Source organism: Streptomyces sp. NPDC101178 (genome assembly GCF_044767965.1).
Lineage (GTDB): Bacteria > Actinomycetota > Actinomycetes > Streptomycetales > Streptomycetaceae > Streptomyces.
Window position 1 is genome coordinate 680569 of the sequence record NZ_JBIWOZ010000004.1, and the last position, 17702, is coordinate 698270.

The 17702-nt window shown below is 71.9% G+C and carries 19 protein-coding genes; 7 read left to right on the top strand and 12 right to left on the bottom strand.

Going from position 1 to position 17702, the window contains the following annotated elements:
• Window positions 1-57: 57 nt before the first annotated feature.
• On the top strand, window positions 58-2151 hold the full coding sequence (locus ACIRR8_RS15335; RefSeq protein WP_404064069.1) for an MDR family MFS transporter: 2094 nt from the start codon (window positions 58-60) through the stop codon (window positions 2149-2151).
• 29 nt (window positions 2152-2180) lie between these two features.
• Here ACIRR8_RS15335 and ACIRR8_RS15340 read toward each other — a convergent pair whose 3' ends face one another.
• The 4 genes from ACIRR8_RS15340 to ACIRR8_RS15355 all read right to left on the bottom strand — a co-directional run bounded on the left by ACIRR8_RS15340 (window position 2181) and on the right by ACIRR8_RS15355 (window position 4795).
• Window positions 2181-2624, bottom strand: a complete 444-nt coding sequence (locus ACIRR8_RS15340; RefSeq protein ID WP_404064072.1) for a YchJ family protein — start codon at window positions 2622-2624, stop codon at window positions 2181-2183.
• Between the two features lie 219 nt (window positions 2625-2843).
• Window positions 2844-3653 carry an SAM-dependent methyltransferase gene (locus ACIRR8_RS15345; RefSeq protein WP_404064075.1) on the bottom strand — a complete coding sequence of 270 codons (810 nt, stop codon included), beginning with the start codon at window positions 3651-3653 and terminating at the stop codon, window positions 2844-2846.
• 45 nt (window positions 3654-3698) lie between these two features.
• Entirely contained in the window at window positions 3699-3935 is a 237-nt protein-coding gene (locus ACIRR8_RS15350) for a DUF397 domain-containing protein (RefSeq protein WP_030573999.1), read from the bottom strand.
• Window positions 3935-4795 carry a helix-turn-helix domain-containing protein gene (locus ACIRR8_RS15355; protein ID WP_404064079.1) on the bottom strand — a complete coding sequence of 287 codons (861 nt, stop codon included), beginning with the start codon at window positions 4793-4795 and terminating at the stop codon, window positions 3935-3937. Before ACIRR8_RS15355 ends, ACIRR8_RS15350 begins: the two co-directional genes overlap by 1 nt.
• Window positions 4796-5003: 208 nt before the next feature.
• Here ACIRR8_RS15355 and ACIRR8_RS15360 point away from each other — a divergent pair, with 208 nt between their 5' ends.
• Window positions 5004-5462, top strand: a complete 459-nt coding sequence (locus tag ACIRR8_RS15360) for an ATP-binding protein (protein WP_398811554.1) — start codon at window positions 5004-5006, stop codon at window positions 5460-5462.
• Window positions 5456-5881, top strand: a complete 426-nt coding sequence (locus tag ACIRR8_RS15365; protein WP_404064082.1) for a hypothetical protein — start codon at window positions 5456-5458, stop codon at window positions 5879-5881. The genes ACIRR8_RS15360 and ACIRR8_RS15365 overlap by 7 nt, the downstream gene beginning before the upstream one ends.
• Window positions 5882-5890: 9 nt before the next feature.
• Here the strand turns inward: ACIRR8_RS15365 and ACIRR8_RS15370 are convergent, their stop codons facing one another.
• The 6 genes from ACIRR8_RS15370 to ACIRR8_RS15395 form a co-directional block, all read right to left on the bottom strand.
• Window positions 5891-7237, bottom strand: a complete 1347-nt coding sequence (locus ACIRR8_RS15370) for a 6-phospho-beta-glucosidase (protein ID WP_404064085.1) — start codon at window positions 7235-7237, stop codon at window positions 5891-5893.
• Between the two features lie 96 nt (window positions 7238-7333).
• Complete coding sequence (locus ACIRR8_RS15375; RefSeq protein ID WP_404064089.1) at window positions 7334-8881, bottom strand: cytochrome P450; 1548 nt, start codon at window positions 8879-8881, stop codon at window positions 7334-7336.
• Between the two features lie 148 nt (window positions 8882-9029).
• A complete protein-coding gene (locus ACIRR8_RS15380; RefSeq protein ID WP_010058144.1) occupies window positions 9030-9644 on the bottom strand; it encodes an ATP/GTP-binding protein in 615 nt (204 codons plus the stop codon).
• On the bottom strand, window positions 9625-9996 hold the full coding sequence (locus ACIRR8_RS15385; protein ID WP_356752910.1) for a DUF742 domain-containing protein: 372 nt from the start codon (window positions 9994-9996) through the stop codon (window positions 9625-9627). The genes ACIRR8_RS15380 and ACIRR8_RS15385 overlap by 20 nt, the downstream gene beginning before the upstream one ends.
• Complete coding sequence (locus ACIRR8_RS15390) at window positions 9993-10400, bottom strand: roadblock/LC7 domain-containing protein (RefSeq protein WP_006128841.1); 408 nt, start codon at window positions 10398-10400, stop codon at window positions 9993-9995. Before ACIRR8_RS15390 ends, ACIRR8_RS15385 begins: the two co-directional genes overlap by 4 nt.
• Window positions 10397-12085 carry a sensor histidine kinase gene (locus ACIRR8_RS15395; protein WP_404064094.1) on the bottom strand — a complete coding sequence of 563 codons (1689 nt, stop codon included), beginning with the start codon at window positions 12083-12085 and terminating at the stop codon, window positions 10397-10399. Before ACIRR8_RS15395 ends, ACIRR8_RS15390 begins: the two co-directional genes overlap by 4 nt.
• A 566-nt stretch (window positions 12086-12651) precedes the next feature.
• Between ACIRR8_RS15395 and ACIRR8_RS15400 the strand changes: the two genes are divergently transcribed.
• A complete protein-coding gene (locus ACIRR8_RS15400) occupies window positions 12652-13419 on the top strand; it encodes an IclR family transcriptional regulator (RefSeq protein ID WP_404064097.1) in 768 nt (255 codons plus the stop codon).
• Between the two features lie 29 nt (window positions 13420-13448).
• Here ACIRR8_RS15400 and ACIRR8_RS15405 read toward each other — a convergent pair whose 3' ends face one another.
• Complete coding sequence (locus ACIRR8_RS15405) at window positions 13449-13955, bottom strand: MarR family winged helix-turn-helix transcriptional regulator (RefSeq protein ID WP_404064100.1); 507 nt, start codon at window positions 13953-13955, stop codon at window positions 13449-13451.
• On the bottom strand, window positions 13952-15637 hold the full coding sequence (locus ACIRR8_RS15410) for an FUSC family protein (protein ID WP_404064103.1): 1686 nt from the start codon (window positions 15635-15637) through the stop codon (window positions 13952-13954). Before ACIRR8_RS15410 ends, ACIRR8_RS15405 begins: the two co-directional genes overlap by 4 nt.
• Window positions 15638-15772: 135 nt before the next feature.
• Here ACIRR8_RS15410 and ACIRR8_RS15415 point away from each other — a divergent pair, with 135 nt between their 5' ends.
• The 3 genes from ACIRR8_RS15415 (at window position 15773) to ACIRR8_RS15425 (ending at window position 17626) form a co-directional block, all read left to right on the top strand.
• A complete protein-coding gene (locus ACIRR8_RS15415) occupies window positions 15773-16207 on the top strand; it encodes a hypothetical protein (RefSeq protein WP_404064106.1) in 435 nt (144 codons plus the stop codon).
• Between the two features lie 115 nt (window positions 16208-16322).
• Entirely contained in the window at window positions 16323-16973 is a 651-nt protein-coding gene (locus ACIRR8_RS15420; RefSeq protein ID WP_404064109.1) for a DUF3105 domain-containing protein, read from the top strand.
• 35 nt (window positions 16974-17008) lie between these two features.
• Window positions 17009-17626 carry a DUF305 domain-containing protein gene (locus tag ACIRR8_RS15425; RefSeq protein WP_404064348.1) on the top strand — a complete coding sequence of 206 codons (618 nt, stop codon included), beginning with the start codon at window positions 17009-17011 and terminating at the stop codon, window positions 17624-17626.
• Window positions 17627-17702 lie beyond the last annotated feature (76 nt).

Here is a 17702-nt window from a genome sequence, read left to right on the forward strand (position 1 = left end):
CGCCCATCCGGACGGTCCCCGCATGCGGGCGGCGGAGCGCGGTGTGAGGGTGCAGGGGTGACCACTGCCAGCGAGCAAGCCCCCGCCGCGCAGAGTGCCGCCGCGCCGCCGCCCGTCCTCGACCGGCGGCGGCGCAACATCGTCTTCGCCACGATCGTGCTCGGCATGCTGCTGGCTGCGCTGGACCAGACGATCGTCGGCACGGCCCTGCCGACGATCGTCTCGGACCTGGGCGGGGCCGAGCACATGTCATGGGTGGTCACCGCGTATCTGCTCGCCGAGACGGTCGCCACCGTGCTGGTCGGCAAGTTCGGTGACCTGTTCGGGCGGAAGCTGGTCTTCCAGGTTTCGGCGATCGTCTTCATCACCGGCTCGTTCCTCTGCGGTCTCGCCTCGGACATGCTGCTGCTGATCATCTGGCGCGGGATGCAGGGCATCGGCGCCGGCGGCCTCATGGTCACGTCGATGGCGCTGATCGCGGATGTGATCCCGCTGCGCGAGCGCGGCAAGTACCAGGGCGCGATCGGAGCGGTCTTCGGCATCTCGACGGTGATCGGACCGCTGCTCGGCGGGCTCTTCACCGACCATCTGACCTGGCGCTGGGCCTTCTACGTCAACGTGCCGATCGCGATCGTGGTGGTGATCGCCGCCGCCCGCAACATCCCGTCGGTGAAGGCCGCCGGACGGCCGGTCATCGACTACGCGGGCATCGCGCTGGTCGCCGTCGGCGCGAGCGCGCTGATCCTCGCGACGAGCTGGGGCGGGAACGAGTACGGCTGGGGCTCGCCCACGATCATCGGGCTGTTCATCGGCGGGATCATCGCCCTGACGCTGTTCTGCCTGGTGGAGACGCGGGCGAAGGAACCGATGCTGCCGATGCGGCTGTTCCGGAATCCGGTGTTCACCGTCTGCTCGATCCTCAGCTTCATCGTGGGTTTCGCGATGCTCGGCTCGATGATCTTCCTGCCGACCTATCTCCAGTACGTGGACGGGGACTCGGCGACGCTCTCCGGCGTGCGGACCCTGCCGCTGGTCGCCGCGCTGCTGGTCGCCTCGATCTTCAGCGGGACCGTGGTCAGCAGGACCGGCCGCTACCGCGTCTTCCCGATCGTCGGGACGCTGATCATGGCGGCCGGGCTGTTTCTGCTGTCGCGGATGGGGCCGGAGAGCGGGGTGTGGCTGGAGTCGCTCTACATGGTGGTGCTGGGGCTCGGTATCGGGCTGGCCATGCAGGTGCTGACGATCGCCGTGCAGAACACCGTCGACTACGCGGACCTGGGCACGGCGACCTCGGGCGTGACGTTCTTCCGTACGCTCGGCAGCGCCTTCGGCACGGCGGTCTTCGGGACGATCTACGCCAACGCCCTGACGCCCAACCTCCGGGACGGGGTCGGCCAGGCGGTGGCGGCGGGCGGTGACCCGGCGGTCCTGGCGAGGGCCTCGGAGAGCCCGCAGGCCCTGCACGCGCTGCCCGCCGCCCAGGTGGAACCGCTGGCCCAGGCGTACGCGCAGACCCTGCACACCGTGTTCCTGTGGACGGTCCCGGTTGCGCTGACCGGCTTCGTCGTCGCGCTGTTCCTCAAGGAGGTGAAGCTCCGCGACTCGGCCCGGCTCGCCTCGACGGACATGGGTGACGGCTTCGCCCAGCCCGGCAGCGGCGACTCGGAGAAGCTCCTGGAGATCGCGGTGGCCCAGATCCTGCACGGCGCCGGCCCGGACACGGCCCGGCGGATCATCAGGGAGTCCGATACCCGGCTGGACATGGCGGGCGCGTGGGCGGTGATGCAGGTGGACCTCTTCACCCGGATGGTCGGCCACGCGGGGCTGCGGCTGATCGCGGCCCGGCACCGCCTGCCGCCGGAGGTGCTGGTGCCCGTCTTCGACCGGATGATCGAGGAGGGCTATCTGACCGGGGACGGCCGCCTCTTCTCGCATACGGCGGCGGGCCGGCGCGAGGCGAACGTGATCTCCGACGCCTGGGGCCGCTGGCTCAACGAGCGGCTCGCGGAGGACGGGGCCCGGCCCGACGACGGACAGCTCCGCATCGCCGTGGACATGATCGCGAAACGGCTCCTGGCGGAGGACCTGGCGCAGGAGCTGTCGCCGGCCCCGCACCCGGGAGGGTCCACGCGGGTGGGGGCGCCGGCCTGAAGGCCCCGCCCGGTCTGCTCGCCCGGTCCTCAGTCGACGAAGACGGCCGTCGCGTAGACCCAGGCACCCTCGTGGCGGACGAAGCGGCTGTGTTCGTGGAGCGAGTCGGGGCGGCCGTCGTCGGTGTAGTGGGCGCGGAAGGTGACGGTCCCGGTGGTGTGGAAGCCGCTGCCCTCGGTGGTGTCCAGGATCTCCAGACCCGTCCAGCGCATCGCGGGGTCGAAGTCGACACCCGGCGGCCGGGTCTCGGGGTGCCAGGTGCGCAGGAGGTACGCCGCGTCCTGGACGACGAACGCCGCGTACCGGGAGCGCATCAGGGCTTCGCAGGTCGGAGCGGCGGAGCTGCCGGAATGGAAGCGGCCGCAGCACTCCCCGTACGTCGCGGTCAGGCCGCAGGGGCAGGGCGAGGCGGGGGTGGTGCGCGGTACCCGCGGGGTGGCGGGCTGCCGGGGGCGGGAGGTGCGTCGTGACATGGGTCCATTGTCACCCGGCCGGGTTCGGCGGCGTCCGCGGAGCCCGCCGCTCACCGCCCCGCCGCGAACCGGCGGCGGTCCGCGCTCCGTCCGGCACCGCCCGCGCTCGGCGGACGGTGCCGCCCTGCTGCTCTTCGAGCCCTCCGGTACGGGGTCGTGGGCGACGCCCACGACCCGTACCGGGCCATGTGGACACGACGACGGGCCACCCGGTGAGGGTCAGGGCTTGCGCGCGACTCCCGCGTAACCGGGGATCGGCTCGTCACCCGGTACGTCGATGACCTCGCCGAGCTCCGGACGCCAGTCGGCGGCGAGGCAGACGCCCGGCTCGACCAGTTCCAGGCCGTCGAAGAAGGCGGTGAGCTCGGCGCGCGAGCGGGGGCGCAGGGTCATCCCGCGCTCCTTGTACATGGCCCGCGCCTGGGCCGCGCCCTCCGGGTTGAAGTCGCCGGTGGTGTGCGAGAGCACCAGGTAGCTGCCGGACGGGAGCTGGTCGACCAGCTTGTCGACCAGCTCGGCAGCGCCGTCCTCGTCGTCGATGAAGTGCAGCAGCGCCAGCAGCGAGAGCGCGATCGGCTTCCCGAAGTCCAGGACCTTTCCGGCCTCGGCCAGGATCGCCTCGGGCTTGCGGGCGTCGGCCTGGATGTACTCGGTGGCGCCCTCGGGCGTGGAGCGCAGCAGGGCCGCCGCGTGGGCGAGGACGATCGGGTCGTTGTCGCAGTAGACGATCCGGGCGTCGGGGGCGGTCTGCTGCGCGACCTGGTGGAGGTTCGGCTCGGTGGGTATGCCGGTGCCGATGTCCAGGAACTGGCGCACACCCCTCTCGGCGAGCCAGCGGGTGGCCCGGTGCATGAACGCCCGGTTGACGCGGGCCATGTCCCGGCCCCGCGCGTCCAGCTTGAGCAGCTGGCGCGCCATCTGTTCGTCGACCGGGTAATTGTCCTTGCCGCCGAGGAACCAGTCGTACATCCGGGCGGGATGCGGCTTGCTCGTGTCGATCTCGATGGCCTGGGGGTCTTGCCCGGTCATGGCGTACTCCATGGATAGGGGTCGGACAGGATGAGTGGTGGTGCGTCAGGTGAGAAGGAAGTCCGCCTGGCCCGCCTTGGCGCCCTGGATGAACGCGGCGATCTCGCCGTTGGAGTAGATGAGCGCGGGGCCGTCCGGATCGGCGGACTGGCGCACCGCGACCCGGCCGTCGGCGAGCTTCATGGCCTCGATGCAGTTGCCCCCGTTGCCGCCGCTCCAGGGCTTGTACCAGCCTTCGGAGCCGAGGTCGGCGGCCGGCATGCCGTTGTATATGTGGTTCATCACAGCTCCTTGCGGAAGTCCCGGAGGATTTCCTTCGTGCGTTGTGCAGTCGCGGCCTGAGCCGCCATGCGGTCCATGACTTCGAGGTACGAGGCAACCTCGGGCCGGGCGTCGAAGTAGACCGCTCCGGTGAGGTACTCGCTGAAGACCATGTCCGGGAGTTCGGGGATGGCGAAGCGGAAGAGGACGAACGGACCGTAGGTGCCCGGGTGGTGACCGCTCGCGAACTCCGCCATCTGCAGGGTGACATGGGGCAGCTCGGCGGATTCGAGCAGCTTGTCGATCTGGGCGCGCATCACCTGTGCGCCGCCCACCGGCCGCCGCAGGACGGTCTCGTCCATGATCACCCAGAGTCGCGGCGCGTCGTCCTTGGTGAGCAGCGACTGGCGTTCCATGCGCAGGGCCACATGGCCTTCGATCTCCTCGGGCCGGGTCTGGCCGACGGCTCCGGTGCGCATCACCGAGCGTGCGTACTCCTCGGTCTGGAGCAGGCCGGGCACGAAGTGCGGCTCGTACATGCGCAGGAGGCTCGCGGCTCCCTCCAGGCTGACGTACATGCTGAACCAGTCCGGCAGCACGTCGTGGAACCGCTGCCACCAGCCCGGCTTGTTGGCCTCCTCGGCGAGGCCGACGAAGGCCTCGGCCTCGTCGTCTGCGATGCCGTAGGCCTTCAGCAGCAGCTGGACGTAGGGGATCTTGAGGCCGACCTCGGCCGTCTCCATCCGGCGTATCGTCGCGGGAGCGACCCTGAGCACCTTCGCCGCCTGGTCGCGGGTCAGGCCGACGCGCTCCCGCAGATCCTGCAGCCGCTTGCCGAGCACCACCTGGCCCACGGTCGGGGCGGACCGCGGTTCGCTCACTTGAGACCTCCCCATGCGCTGTTTTGCGAGCAGTGTGCCACGCGTGCGCCCCCAACGACACAGGCACTCTGAAATATTCAGAGTGCCTCTTGCCAAGTGTCCTCGACAGGGGGAGAGTTGGCCATCGAACCAGTTCGCTCAGTCATGCCCGCTCCTCACCACACCGGGGAATGAGGCGTGACGCAGCCCCCACTGTGAGGAATCGGTCGTGGCACCTGGCAGTGCGCTCATCCCCCGGCTCATGGATCTCAGCCCCGGGACGGAAGCGCTCCGTTACTGCTTCGCGCTGCCCGCGCACCCGGAGTCGGTGGCCGGTGCGCGACAGCTGACCCGGGCGCGGCTGGAGAGCTGGAAGCTGGGCGGCGACGTGTACGACGCGGCCGTGCTCATCGTGTCCGAGCTGGTCACCAACGCGGTCGTGCACACCGCGAGCACCCGGGTGGTGTGCGAGCTGCGGTGTCTCGGCAGACGTCTGCGGATAGCCGTCCAGGACCAGGGCCACCAGCCCGGCGGCCCCCGGCTGCGCCGCTGTTCCGACGACGAGCACGGGCGCGGGCTGCTGCTGGTGGACACGATGAGCAGCTCGTGGGGGTCCCATGACGCCGGGGACGACTCGGGGCGCATCGTGTGGGCGGAGCTGCCGCACGGCGTGGAGCAGCCATGCTGAAAAACGCGCTGTCCCGGCTGCGCGGTGCGCACCGGCCGCGGACGGCCGAGGAACCGCGGGGCGGGCGGGTGCGGTTGTCGCTGCCGCCCGCGATGTCGACCAGCCTGGGGTGCGACGCGGTCGGCGTGCCCGCCCGGCACGGATTCCGGCTGATGTCCCATCTCCCGCGTACGGGCTGTGTGTTCGCCGACGCGGACCGCTGGTGGTGGATCGTCCCGGCCGGTTCCGATCTGGATCTGGACTGGCCGGAGCAGGTGATGTACGCCCGGGGCGCCGACGTCCCCGCCGTGCGGCCGCGCCTGATCCACTCGCCGGACGGCCTCACCCCGTACACCCCGCCCATTCCGCTCTTCCTGATGGTCTGCCAGGTGGCGGGGGTGGCTCCGACCTGGGCCAGGAGTGTCGTCCCGGCCCCTTGAGCCGGCCCGCTACGGCCGGTCGAGATAGGCGAGTTGCGGGTGGGCCGCGAGGTAGCCGTCCACCAGCTTCGCCGCCACCGCCGCGGAGTCGACCAGCGGGTGCAGCGCGAAGGCCCGTACCGCCGCCGCCCGCGATCCGCTCTCCGCCGCCTCCAGCACCGTACGCTCCACGGCCTTCACCGCTGTGACGAGACCGACGGCGTCGTACGGAAGTGGCGAAACGGCCACCGGATGGGCGCCGTTGGCGTCGACCAGGCAGGGCACCTCCACGACGGCTTCGGCGTCCAGGGCCGAAAGGGCCGTGCGGTTGCGGACGTTGAGGATCAGCGAGGTGCGTTCGTTGCGGGCGATGGCCCGCATCAGCGCGAGGGCCACCTGTTCGTAACCGCCGGACTCCAGGTCGCTCTCCTCCCGCTCGCCCGCTCCGGCGACGTCCCGGTTCTCCGCCATGTACGTGGCCTCGCGCTCGGCACGGGTGCGGTCCCAGGTGGCGAGGGCAGGTGTGCCGGGCTCCCGCATCCGGGCGTAGAAACCCTCCTGCTGGTCGCGGAGGAAGGCGCCCCGGGTCTGCTCGGCCTCCTGGTAGGAGCGGACGGTCTCGCGGTTGAAGTAGTAGTAGTGCAGGTACTCGTTGGGGACCGCGCCGAGCGACCGGAGCAGCTCCGGGCCGAAGAGCCGGCCCTCCTCGAAGGAGCCCAGCAGCTCCGGATCGGCCAGCAGCCGGGGCAGTTCATCGCGCCCGTCGACGTACAGGCCGCGCACCCAGCCGAGGTGGTTGAGCCCGGCGTAGTCGATCCAGGCCCGGTCCGGGGCGGCGCCGAGGATCCGGGCGATGCGGCGGCCGAGCCCGACCGGTGAGTCGCAGATGCCGATGACCCGGTCACCGAGGTGGCGGGACATGGCCTCGGTGACCAGCCCGGCCGGGTTGGTGAAGTTGATGGTCCAGGCGTGCGGGGCGAGCCGGGCGATGCGCCGGGCGAGGTCCACGGCTACGGGGACCGTGCGCAGTCCGTACGCGATGCCTCCGGCGCCGACCGTCTCCTGGCCGAGCACGCCGAGGTCCAGGGCGACGCGTTCGTCGGCGGCCCGTCCGGCGAGGCCGCCGACGCGGATCGCGGAGAAGACGAAGTCGGCGCCGCGCAGCGCCTCGTCCAGCTCGGTGATGGCGACGACGGCGGGCGCGTCCGGGATGCCCCGCGCCTGCTCCTCCAGGACCCGGGCGACGGCGGTGAGCCGGTCGGCGTCGGTGTCGTACAGAGTGACCTGCGAGACGCGGCCCTCGGCGTGATCGCCGAGCAGGGCCCCGTACACGAGAGGCACCCGGAATCCGCCACCGCCAAGAATTGTCAGCTTCACGCTGCTCGATGGTACGGGGGTGCGCCCCGCGCAGGTCGGCGGCGGCACCGGAGCCTCGGGCCTGTCGTACGGGCCCGGTGCCACCGCCGGAACGGGTCAGTAGCCGTTCCACCAGCGGGAGACGGCCTGCCAGAGCCGCGCGGGAGCGGCCGGGCGGCGCTGCTGGGGGACCACGGCACCTCCCGGCGCCGGCTCGGCGGGCGCCGGTGCCTGGCGGGGCTGCGGGGCCGCGCCCGGGGCGTGGGCGGGCTGCGTTCCGGCCGGCGAGTGCGCGGGCTCGGGGACCTGACGGGCCGGGGAGGAGATCTCCCAGTCGCCGGCCGGACGGGTCGCGCGGGCCATCACCGAGAGCGGGTCGGCGTCCAGCTTCTGCTGCGGGCTGGGCGCGAACTTCACCGGCAGCTCCACCAGGTGGCGGGACATGATGTTGCCGACCCGGTGCAGCTCGCTCTCCTCCACACCGAGCTCCAGGTCCGGCAGCCGCATCAGCAGCGCGTCGACGCCCACGTCCGCGATCGCCCGGCCGATGTCCTGGCCGGGGCACTCGTGCGGGCCGCCGCTGAACGCGAGGTGGGCGCGGTTGCCCTCCATGTTGGCGGTGAGGTCCGGGCGGACGGTGGGGTCGGTGTTGGCCGGGGCGATGCCGACGAGCAGTGCGTCGCCCGCCTTGATCTGCTGGCCGCCGAGCTCGGTGTCGCCGACCGCCCAGCGGCCGAAGACGGCGGTGAACGGCGGTTCGTCCCAGAGGGTCTGCTCCACCGCCTCCGGCACGGTCATATGGCCGCCGCTGAGCCGGGCGCGGAAGCGCGGGTCGGTGAGGACCATGCGCAGCACGTTGGCGATGAGGTTGGCGGTGGACTCGTAGGCCGCGATGAGGATGAGGCGCAGGTGCTCGACGACCTCGATGTCGGTCATGGTCGCGGGGTGCTCGACCAGCCAGGAGGCGAAGTCGGGGGCCGGGGCGGCGCGGCGGCTCTCCACCAGGCGGGTCAGCACGCCGACGATGTGGGCGTTGCTGGCCACGGCGGTCTCGGTGCCACGGGTCATGTCGCGGGCGGCCTGGACGAGCCGCTCGTCGTACTCCTCGGGCATGCCGAAGATCGCGCACATCACCATCATCGGCAGATGGTCCGCGAACTGGCTGACCAGGTCGGCGCTGCCCTTCTCGGAGAAGTCGTTGACCAGGCGGTTGCTGAAGCGGTTGATGTGGCGGCGCACGCCACGGGTGTCGATGCGCTCCATGCTGTCGGTGACCGCGCCGCGCTGCCGCTCGTGCTTGGCGCCGTCGGCGAAGACGCAGACGGGCTGCCAGGTGAAGATCGGGGCGAGCGGGTGGTCCGGGGCGACGCTGCCGTCCTGGAGGGCCCGCCAGCGGCGGGAGTCCCGGGAGAACTGGGACGGCGTACGGGTGAGGTGGAGGTTCTCGCTGTGGCCGAGGACGAGCCAGGCGGGGACGTCGCCGTGGAGGAGGACCGGGGCGACGGTGCCGTGTTCGGCGCGGAGCTTGTCGTAGAGGCCGGCGGGGTCGTTCTCCGCCTCGGGGCCGTACAGCCGGCGCAGGCCGCCGGGGCCGGTGCCGAGGTTGTGGGCCGGGCACTGGGGCGGCGGGACGGCGCCGGGTTCGTGGTGGAAGGGGGTGGTCACAGTGGCTCCAGGGATCAGGACGGCCATGGATCGGACAGGGGTGGGAAAGAGCTGTACGGGGTGTACGGGCAGCGCGCCGGGGGAACGGCGCGCGGCCCCGGCGCCGGGGCGGCCTGGAAACCGTCCCGGCGCCGACCGGCCGGAGCCGTCAGGCCAGCGGGACCGCCAGGCTGTGCAGATAGCGCATCAGGGTCATCAGCACATCGCGGCTGGAGGCCCGCAGCCGGGCGTCGCAGTCGATCATCGGGACCTCGTCCGGCAGGTCGAGCGCTCTGCGCAGGGCCTCGACCGGGTGGTGCGGTGCGTCGGGGAAGGTGTTGACGGCCACCACGAACGGCACTCCGCGCTCCTCCAGCCGGCCGATGACGTCGAAGCTGACTTCGAGCCGTCTCGTGTCGATGAGGACGACCGCGCCGAGGGCTCCTTCGAAGAGGCCGTTCCACAGGAACCAGAACCGCTCCTGGCCGGGCGTGCCGAACAGATAGAGGATCAGCTCCTCGCTGAGGCTGATCCGGCCGAAGTCCATCGCCACGGTGGTGGCGGTCTTCGTCTCGACCCCGGCGTTGTCGTCCACGCCGACGCCGGCCTGGGTCATGGTCTCTTCGGTCGTCAGGGGCCGGATCTCGCTGACCGAGCCGACCATGGTCGTCTTGCCGACCCCGAACCCGCCGACGATCACGACCTTCACCGCAGCGGTGGCCGTGGTCGGAAGGACGTCCTCGGTGCGGGGTCCGGTGATCGTGTCAGAGCTTCTGAAGTCCATGCATCACCGCTTCGAGAAGGGACCTGTCGGGGAGTGTGGCGCGGACGATCGGCGCACGCGACTCGATGAGTTCGGTCGCGAGGAGATCGCTCAGGAGCGAGGTGACCACGCTGAACGGCAGGCTGAGGTAGGCGGAGATCTCGGCGACCGATAACGGGGCCTGGCAGAGCCGCAGGATCGCGGCCTGCTCCGGCTGGAACGTCGGCGAGGGCTCGGCCTGCGCGACGACCATCGTGACCAGGTCGAGCGCGGCGCGCTCGCTGTCGTCGAGATCGCCGGTGATCACGTACAGCCGTTCCGGGTCGCTGAGCGCCGGATCGGTGGTGCGGCGTTCTCGTCGGGGTCCGCTCATCCGGACTGCCCGCCGTGGCGGGGCGGACTGGTCAGGTGGGCGCCGATCCGCACAACCATGTCCCGCATACGGGCTCCGACCAGGCCGGCGTCCACGGTCTCACCGGCCAGCACGGCGAGATACGCGCCGGTCCCGGCGGCCATCAGGTAGAAGAACCCGCCGGTGACCTCGATGACGACGAGCTTCATCAGCCCGTCGCTGTACGGGATCTCGGTGGCCACCGCGGCGGCCAGGCTCTGCAACCCGGCACAGGCGGCCGCCAGCCGGTCGGCGACGTCCGGATCGCCGCCGTGCATGGCGATGCGCAGCCCGTCGGAGGAGAGCACCACGATCTGGTGGATGCTCGGCACGTCGTCGGCCAGCTCCTTGAGCATCCAGTCCATGTTTCCCCGCTGCTGGATCACTTCAGGTCTCCCTTGTCCCACGCGTCGTCGGAGTCTTCGCCGTGCTTCGGTTCCTGCGGTACGCCGTTGACGGCCTTGGTGAAGGCCTCCAGCCAGAGGCCGGGCGGCTTCTCGCCACCGGAACCGCCGGAGCCACCGGAACCGCCGTGTCCGGCAGATCCGCCGTAGCCGCCGTCCGGGTGTCCGCCCCGGCCCGGCAGTTGGCCGTTGACGGGGGCGGGGGGCGCGGGCTGCTGCGGCAGGTTGTGCGAGCCGAGCGGGGCGCGGCCCCGGCTGCGGCGCTGCGGCAGTCCGTTCTCGGTCCACTCGGTGACCACCGGGACGTCGTCCTCCATGGCCGGTGCGGGCGCGGCCGGGCGGGCGGCGGCCACGGGGGTGCCGGTGGGGACCGGTGCGGCCACGGAGGGCACCGGGCCGGTGGCGGCGGGCTTGGGCTTGGGCTTGCGCTTGCCGGGCGGCGGCACCACGTGCTGGAGCTGCGACATGTCCAGCGAGCTGGTGGGCCGCGAGGTGGCGCCGATGCCGTGGGCGATGCCGGGTGCCGGGCCGGTGGTGATCATGTCGCGCGGCACGATGAGGACCGCGCGCACACCGCCGTACGCCGACTGACGCAGCGACACCTGGAGCTGGTACATCCGCGAGAGGCGTCCGACGACGGCCATGCCGAGCCGCGGGGACTCGCCGAGGTCGTTCATGTTGATGCCGGCCTGGGCCTGGGCGAGCATGTTCTCGGCCCGGGCGCGGGCCTCCTCGCTGAGGCTGACGCCGCCGTCCTCGATCTCGATGGCGATGCCGGTCTGCACCTCGACCGCGGTGACGTGCACCCGGGTCTGCGGCGGCGAGTAGCGGGTCGCGTTGTCGAGGAGTTCGGCGCAGGCGTGGATGAGCGGTTCGACCGAGGTGCCGACGATGGCGACCTTGGCGATCGAGTGCAGATCGACGCGCTGGTACTCCAGGATCCGGGACATCGCGCCGCGCAGGACGCTGAACAGCGGTACGGGCTTGGGCCACTGGCGGCTGGGCCGGGCACCGCCGAGGACGGCGATGGAGTCGGCGAGCCGGCCGATCAGCGCGGTGCCGTGGTCGATGCGCAGCAGGTCGTCGAAGACCTCGGGGTTGCGCCCGTAGTGGTCCTCCATCTCACGGAGCTCACTGGCCTGGCGGTGCACGATCGCCTGGACGCGGCGGGCCACGCTGACGAAGGCGCGCTGGGCGGAGTCACGCCGGGCCTCCTCGTTGTCGATGACTTCGAGGACCTGGTAGATCTGCTCGCGCAGCGCCTTGGGCAGATGCCGGTTGGCCACATCCGCGTCGACGATGTCGCGCATGACCTCCTCGGGCGAATTGCCCACCCGCAGACGCCGGATGGCGGCGGGCATGACCTCCTTGGTGAGCCGTACGGTCTCGGAGTCATGGCTGAGGATGCGGTGTTCCAGGTAGGCGATGCGCTGCTCGTACTCCGCGCGCTGGGCGGCCATGGCGCGCCTGCGGCGGTGCAGCGCCGCGGTGAGCACGGCGACCACCAGCGTGGTGATCGCGCCGCACACGGCGACTGGTATCCGCGCGGCCGGGACCACCAGGGCCGCGCCCGCGGCGGTGGCGCCGGCCAGCAGGACCACGGGCGGCAGGACTACGCGGACGACGGGAACTGCTCTGTCGGTCGGCGGTGATTCAACACGGACCATCTAAACCCTCTGGCGGTTGATTCCGGGATGTATACGCACGTGAGCGGAGACTCAGGAACAAGTGCTCGAATTCGCATCAACTCGACTTCACTGCGCGTGAGCTTAGCCAGATCAGAACAGGGGATCGGCATATTCACCCAACCCCCTGCGGGAGCCCGAGAAGGGGAATACACTCGCCAGTTTTCGCACGCACCGCTGTGGAGCGTGCGCGAGGAGTGACGACGTCCGGAAATGGACCACAGTTCGGCGTCTGCGTCCCGCTCGTCAGGACGGAGTTGACTCCGATATCGGTGATACCAGCTCAATTCACCTTCCTCGCAGTGAATTTCATACCGCAGAACAGGACAGAGGCACACATGATCGAGCTGGATCGAAAGGTGCGGATTCCCGACCACTCCAGGGGTGACCCGGAAAATCGCCGCGCTGACGCGTATACGGCCGCAGATTCCACGGACTCGTCGGGCACCCCGCGCGAGCGGTGCCGCAGCGGCGATCATGGCGGTCGGCGACTGCCCGGTGGCGGTGTCGGCGGGTACCCGGAGTGACGAGAGGGAGCGGGCGGAACCATGGCGGCGACAGGTGACTACACGATCGCTTCGCTGGATACGGGGCTCCGCGCCATGCGGCTCTTCCTCACCCATGACACCCTCACCGTCACCGAGGCCGCCGAGCGCCTCCACGTCGGACGGTCCACCGCGCACCGGGTGCTGAGCACGCTGGAGAGCCGGGGGTTCGCGATCCGGGACACCTCGGGACGCGGTTACGCGGCGGGGCCGGAGCTGGTGCGGCTCGGCCGGCCCGCCGGTTTCGGCCGCGCGGCCCGCGAGCGGCTGGGGCCCGTGCTGGAGGACGCGGCCAGGCGGACCGGTGAGACGGTGTGGAGCGTGGCGCTCATCGGCGACCATGTCATCGTCACCGACGGCCGCGAATCGTCCCATCCGGTGCGGGTGGCGCTGGAGTTGGGGCGGACAGGCCCGGCCCACGCGGGCTCGGGCGGCCTGTTGCTGCTCTCCCGCATGACGGCGGACCAGGTGTGCGCGCTGTACCCGTACGAGGAGCTGGAGGCGGTCACTGCGGCCACGCTCACCTCGCGGACGGCCCTGCTGGACGAGCTGGCGCTGATCCGGCGGACGGGCCACGCGGTCAGCCGGGGCGCGGCGGTCCCGGGCATGACGACGGTCGCCGTCCCGCTGGCCGGATCCAGCTGGCGGGACCGGCTCGCCCTGGTCGCCGCGGCTCCGGCGGACCGGTCGGGCGAGGCGGAGGTGGCCGAACGGGCCGAGCGGCTAAGGCAGTCGGCGGCCCTGCCGGCGGCCGCGCCACCACCGGCCTGACCGGTTCCCACCCCGTTCGTACGAAGCCCTCAGCGCCGCGCCCCGCCGATCCGCCCCTCCAGCTGTACCAGCAACTCACTGAGCGCCGAGCCGAGTTCGCCCCGGCTCTCCTCGCCGAGGCCCGACAGTACCGCCCGCTCGTACGCGAGTTGCTCGGGCAGCAGCCGGTCGACCAGGGCGCGTCCCTCCCCGGTGAGGCGGACGTGGGCGACGCGCCGGTCGCGCTCGTCGCCCCGGCGGTCCACCAGGCCGCGTTCCTGGAGGGCCCGCAGCCGCTTGGTGACGGCGGCGCCGGAGGAGAAGGTCTCCCGGGCGAGCTCGCCCGGCGTGAGTTCCCGGTCGGTACGGCGTACCGCGCCGAGGAGGTCGAACTCGGGGCGGGTCAGTCCGGCGGACCGCAGCGGGGCGTCCTCCGCCTGCTGGAGGAGCGCGGCGCAGCGGTTGATCCGGCCGATGATCTCCATCGGGCCGGTGTCGAGCTCGGGGTTGACGGCCTGCCACTGCCGCACCACCGAGGCCACGATGTCGTCGCTCACGCCGCTCCGATCGAAGGGGCCCGGGCCGCCTCACCGCGCCGCGTCCACGGGGCACGGGCCGGCGGGCCGAGCCGTTGTGCTGTCGCAGCGAGCGTACGGTGTCCGGCCCGCTCGGCCGCGAGAAGCTCCTGCTCGGGCAGGGCGCGCTGCCACCACTCCCCCGCCGCGATGTCGGCGGCCTCGCGGAGTTCGACGAGGCTCGCGGTCAGCGCGCGGCGGGCCCGCGCCCGCTCGGCGTGCGGACGCTCCAGGGACCGCTCCGCTTCCGTACGGGCCTTCGCGACGGCTTCGAGGGCGCGCTCGACGCGGCCCGCCGCCCTCCGGTTGGTGACGAGTGCCGCCGCGAGGAATCCGGCGAGCGCGCCGAGGACGGTGTCGAGGACCCGGTCGCCGATCAGCTCGCCGGCCGGGTGGGCCCCGCCGAACTCCAGGACCAGGAGGGCCATCGGGGTGACGGCGACGGAGCCGAGCCAGTAGTTCCGGGTGATCAGGGCCTCGGCGGCGAAGCTGAAGAAGAGGCAGCACAGGACGAGCGCGAGCGGGCCGGTGCGGGACAGCGGCAGGACCGCGGCGAAGACGAGAACGCCGAGGACGTTGCCGAGGGTGCGCTGGAGGGCCCGGTTCCAGGTCAGGGTGGTGTTGGCCTGGTAGAGGGAGGCGGCGGTGACGATGGCCCAGTAGGGGCGGCCGACACCGAGGGCGGCGCACAGGTATCCGGCGAGCGCGCAGCCGGTGAGCGTGCGCACGGCGATGGGCAGCAGGTGCGATCCGGGGCCGAGGCCGCGGAGCAGGGCCCGGCGGCCACCGGAGGCCCGCTCGGCCGCGATCCCGTACAGCTCGGCGGTCGTGCCGGGCGCGGGCGCCGGTTCCGGGACCGGCACCCGGGCCCGGGTCTGCGCGGCCCAGGCGCGCAGCCGTTCGGCGTCGTCCGGGTGCGCGGAGGCGACGGCCGTCTCGGCGTGCACCACCAGCCGTTCCAGCGAGCGGCGTACGGGGGTGGGCCGGCCGGAGGCGAGCAGGCACTGCCAGGCCGCGTGCACGGCGGCGGCCGCACTGTGGCGCGTACGGGGTCCGGGTTCGGCCGCGCAGTCGGCGGCGGCTTCGAGGGCGCGGGCGACCGCACGGCGCTCGGGTCCCTCGCGGCGGATCAGCGCGGGCCCCGTGCAGACGAGCCAGGCGACCGCGCCCCCGGCCAGGGTCAGCGCGAGGTGGGCCGGGAGCTGGGCGAGGCGCTGCGGGGCGAACAGCGCGGCGGAGCTGACGAAGGTGAGGATGACGTGGCCGGGCGGGCCGATCCGGACCGCGTCGCACGCCGCTTTCTGCGCGGCGGCGAGGAGCGCGCCGACGGCGACGAGCACGGCGGTGGAATGCGTGAGCGAGGCGGTGACCAGCGCGACCGCGAGCCCGGCGGTCATGGCGAGCACGACGCCGCCCACGGTCCTGGTCCGCCGGGCGTACGGCAGGCCGTGGCCGTACAGCGCGCAGAGCGAACCGGCCATCGTGTACATCACGAGGTCGAGCCGGCCGAGTACCAGAAGCGTCAGATGCGGTACGGCGGAGGCGACGACCACGCTGAGCGCGGGCTTGAACCAGGTCTCCGAGGGGCGGCCGAGCCGGAGCGCGGCGGCGAGGGGAAGGGGACGGACGAAGAGTCGCAGAGGCCGGGTGGATGTATCACTCACCCAAAACACGTTAACAGGTATTACACCCGTAAAAGAAATACCCTCTGTCGCACCTCGCGAGCGTCCGGCACACTGGCCCGCGGAACGGTGACCCATATTCTTTGAATCTTCATGCACCTACTACGATGACGGGCCATGACCAGGGTGAGCGCTCGGATCGACCGGCAGCGGTACCGCTCACGCCTGCCCGCCTCCCTGGGTCCGCTGTTCGCCCTGCTGGCGCTGCTCTTCTGCTGCTCCGTCACCACCTCGGCCGCCGCCACCGTGCCGGTGGCGGTGGAGGCTCCGGACCCGGCCCCCGTACGGACGCTGACGCCGGTGCCTCATCTCGCCGTCGAGCCGGTCGTCCTGGCCGCCCCGGCCGACCGGGGCCTCGGGACCTCCTGCCACGGCGGCTCGACCCACTCCGCGGCCGTCGTGCTGCCGGTGGCGTCGGCCCCGGTGGCGCTCCCCTCGCCCGTGGCCTTCGTGCCCGCCGCCCCGCTGAGCGGCGCGGCCGCCATCCGCGGGCCCTCCCACGACGGCGTCCACTCCGTCGATCAGCTGCGTCTTCAGGTCCAGCGGATCTAGAGCCGGGTCCGCTCCCCGCCGCTTTCCCGCACGACCCTCCGCACCCGCATCCCGCATGCATCCCCGCATGTCTCTCCGTTTGCATCCCGCATCCGCTGAACGACGAGGACCTTCCATGGCTTCCGCCAAGAACCAGAACTCCCCCGCCAACGCGCGCCGCGCCAAGCTGGAGGAGGCCCGCCGCAAGGAGCGCGCCCGTGAGCGCCGGGGCCGCCTCATCACCATCGGCGCGTCGGTCGCCGTCGTCCTCGCGCTGGTCGCCGGAGGCGGCTACCTGGTGTACCAGGCGAACGAGAAGGAGGCGAAGGAGGAGCAGGCCAAGGCCTCCCCCGTCACCGGTGAGCGCAGCTGGGACGACCTGGGCCGGGAGCACGTGGCGACCAAGGTCGACTACCCGATGAACCCGCCCGTCGGCGGCGACCACAGCCAGGTCTGGATGAACTGCAACGCGGACGTCTACACCGCCGAGATACCGAAGGAGAACGCCGTCCACTCCCTGGAGCACGGCGCCGTCTGGGTCACGTACAACGACAAGGCTCCGGAGGCGGACGTCAAGGCGCTCACGGACAAGGTCAAGTCCACCCCGTACAGCTTCATCAGCCCGGTCAAGGACCAGAAGGAACCCCTCATGCTCAGCGCGTGGGGTAAGCAGGTGGCGGTCAAGGACGCCTCCGACTCCCGCGTCGGGCAGTTCTTCAGCAAGTACGTGCAGGGCCCGCAGACCCCTGAGCCGGGTGCCGCCTGCACCGGCGGGCTCGACAAGTGACCTCCGCGACGGGCCCGTTCTCCGCCACCCGGCGGATGGTGCTCGCGGGCGCCGCCGTGCTGCTGCTCGCGGTGGGTCTGGTGGTGGTGATGGTGGTACGGCCGTCCGCGGCGTCCCCGTCCGCGAAGGCGTCGCTCTCCGCTCCGGCGGAGGAGTCGGTGGACGCGGGCTTCGCCCGGGACATGGCGATCCACCACCAGCAGGCGGTGGAGATGTCGTTCATCGTGCGGGACCGGACCGAGGACGAGGACGTGCGGCGCCTGGCGTACGACATCATCAACACCCAGGCCAACCAGCGCGGCATGATGCTGGGCTGGCTGGACCAGTGGGGGCTGCCGAAGAGTTCGGCGAAGCCGCCGATGGCGTGGATGGGCCACACCGTCAAGCCGACCGGGGACGGTTCGCTGATGCCGGGCATGGCCACCGACGCCGAGCTGGAGGCGCTGAAGGCGGCCGAGGGCAAGGCGGCCGAGGTGCTGTTCCTGCGGCTGATGACCGTGCACCACCGCGCCGGTGTGGACATGGCGCGGGCCGGCGCCGAGGGTGCGGGAACGGACGTCATCCGGAACCTGGCGCAGGGCATGGTCAGCGGCCAGCAGTCCGAGATCGGGCTGATGGCGGACATGCTGAAGGCCCGGGGCGCGAAGCCCTGACCCACCGAGGACCGGCCCCCTCCCGCACGTCGCGGAGGGGGCCGGCTCCGCCGTGCTGCCCGCCGTGCCCGCCATC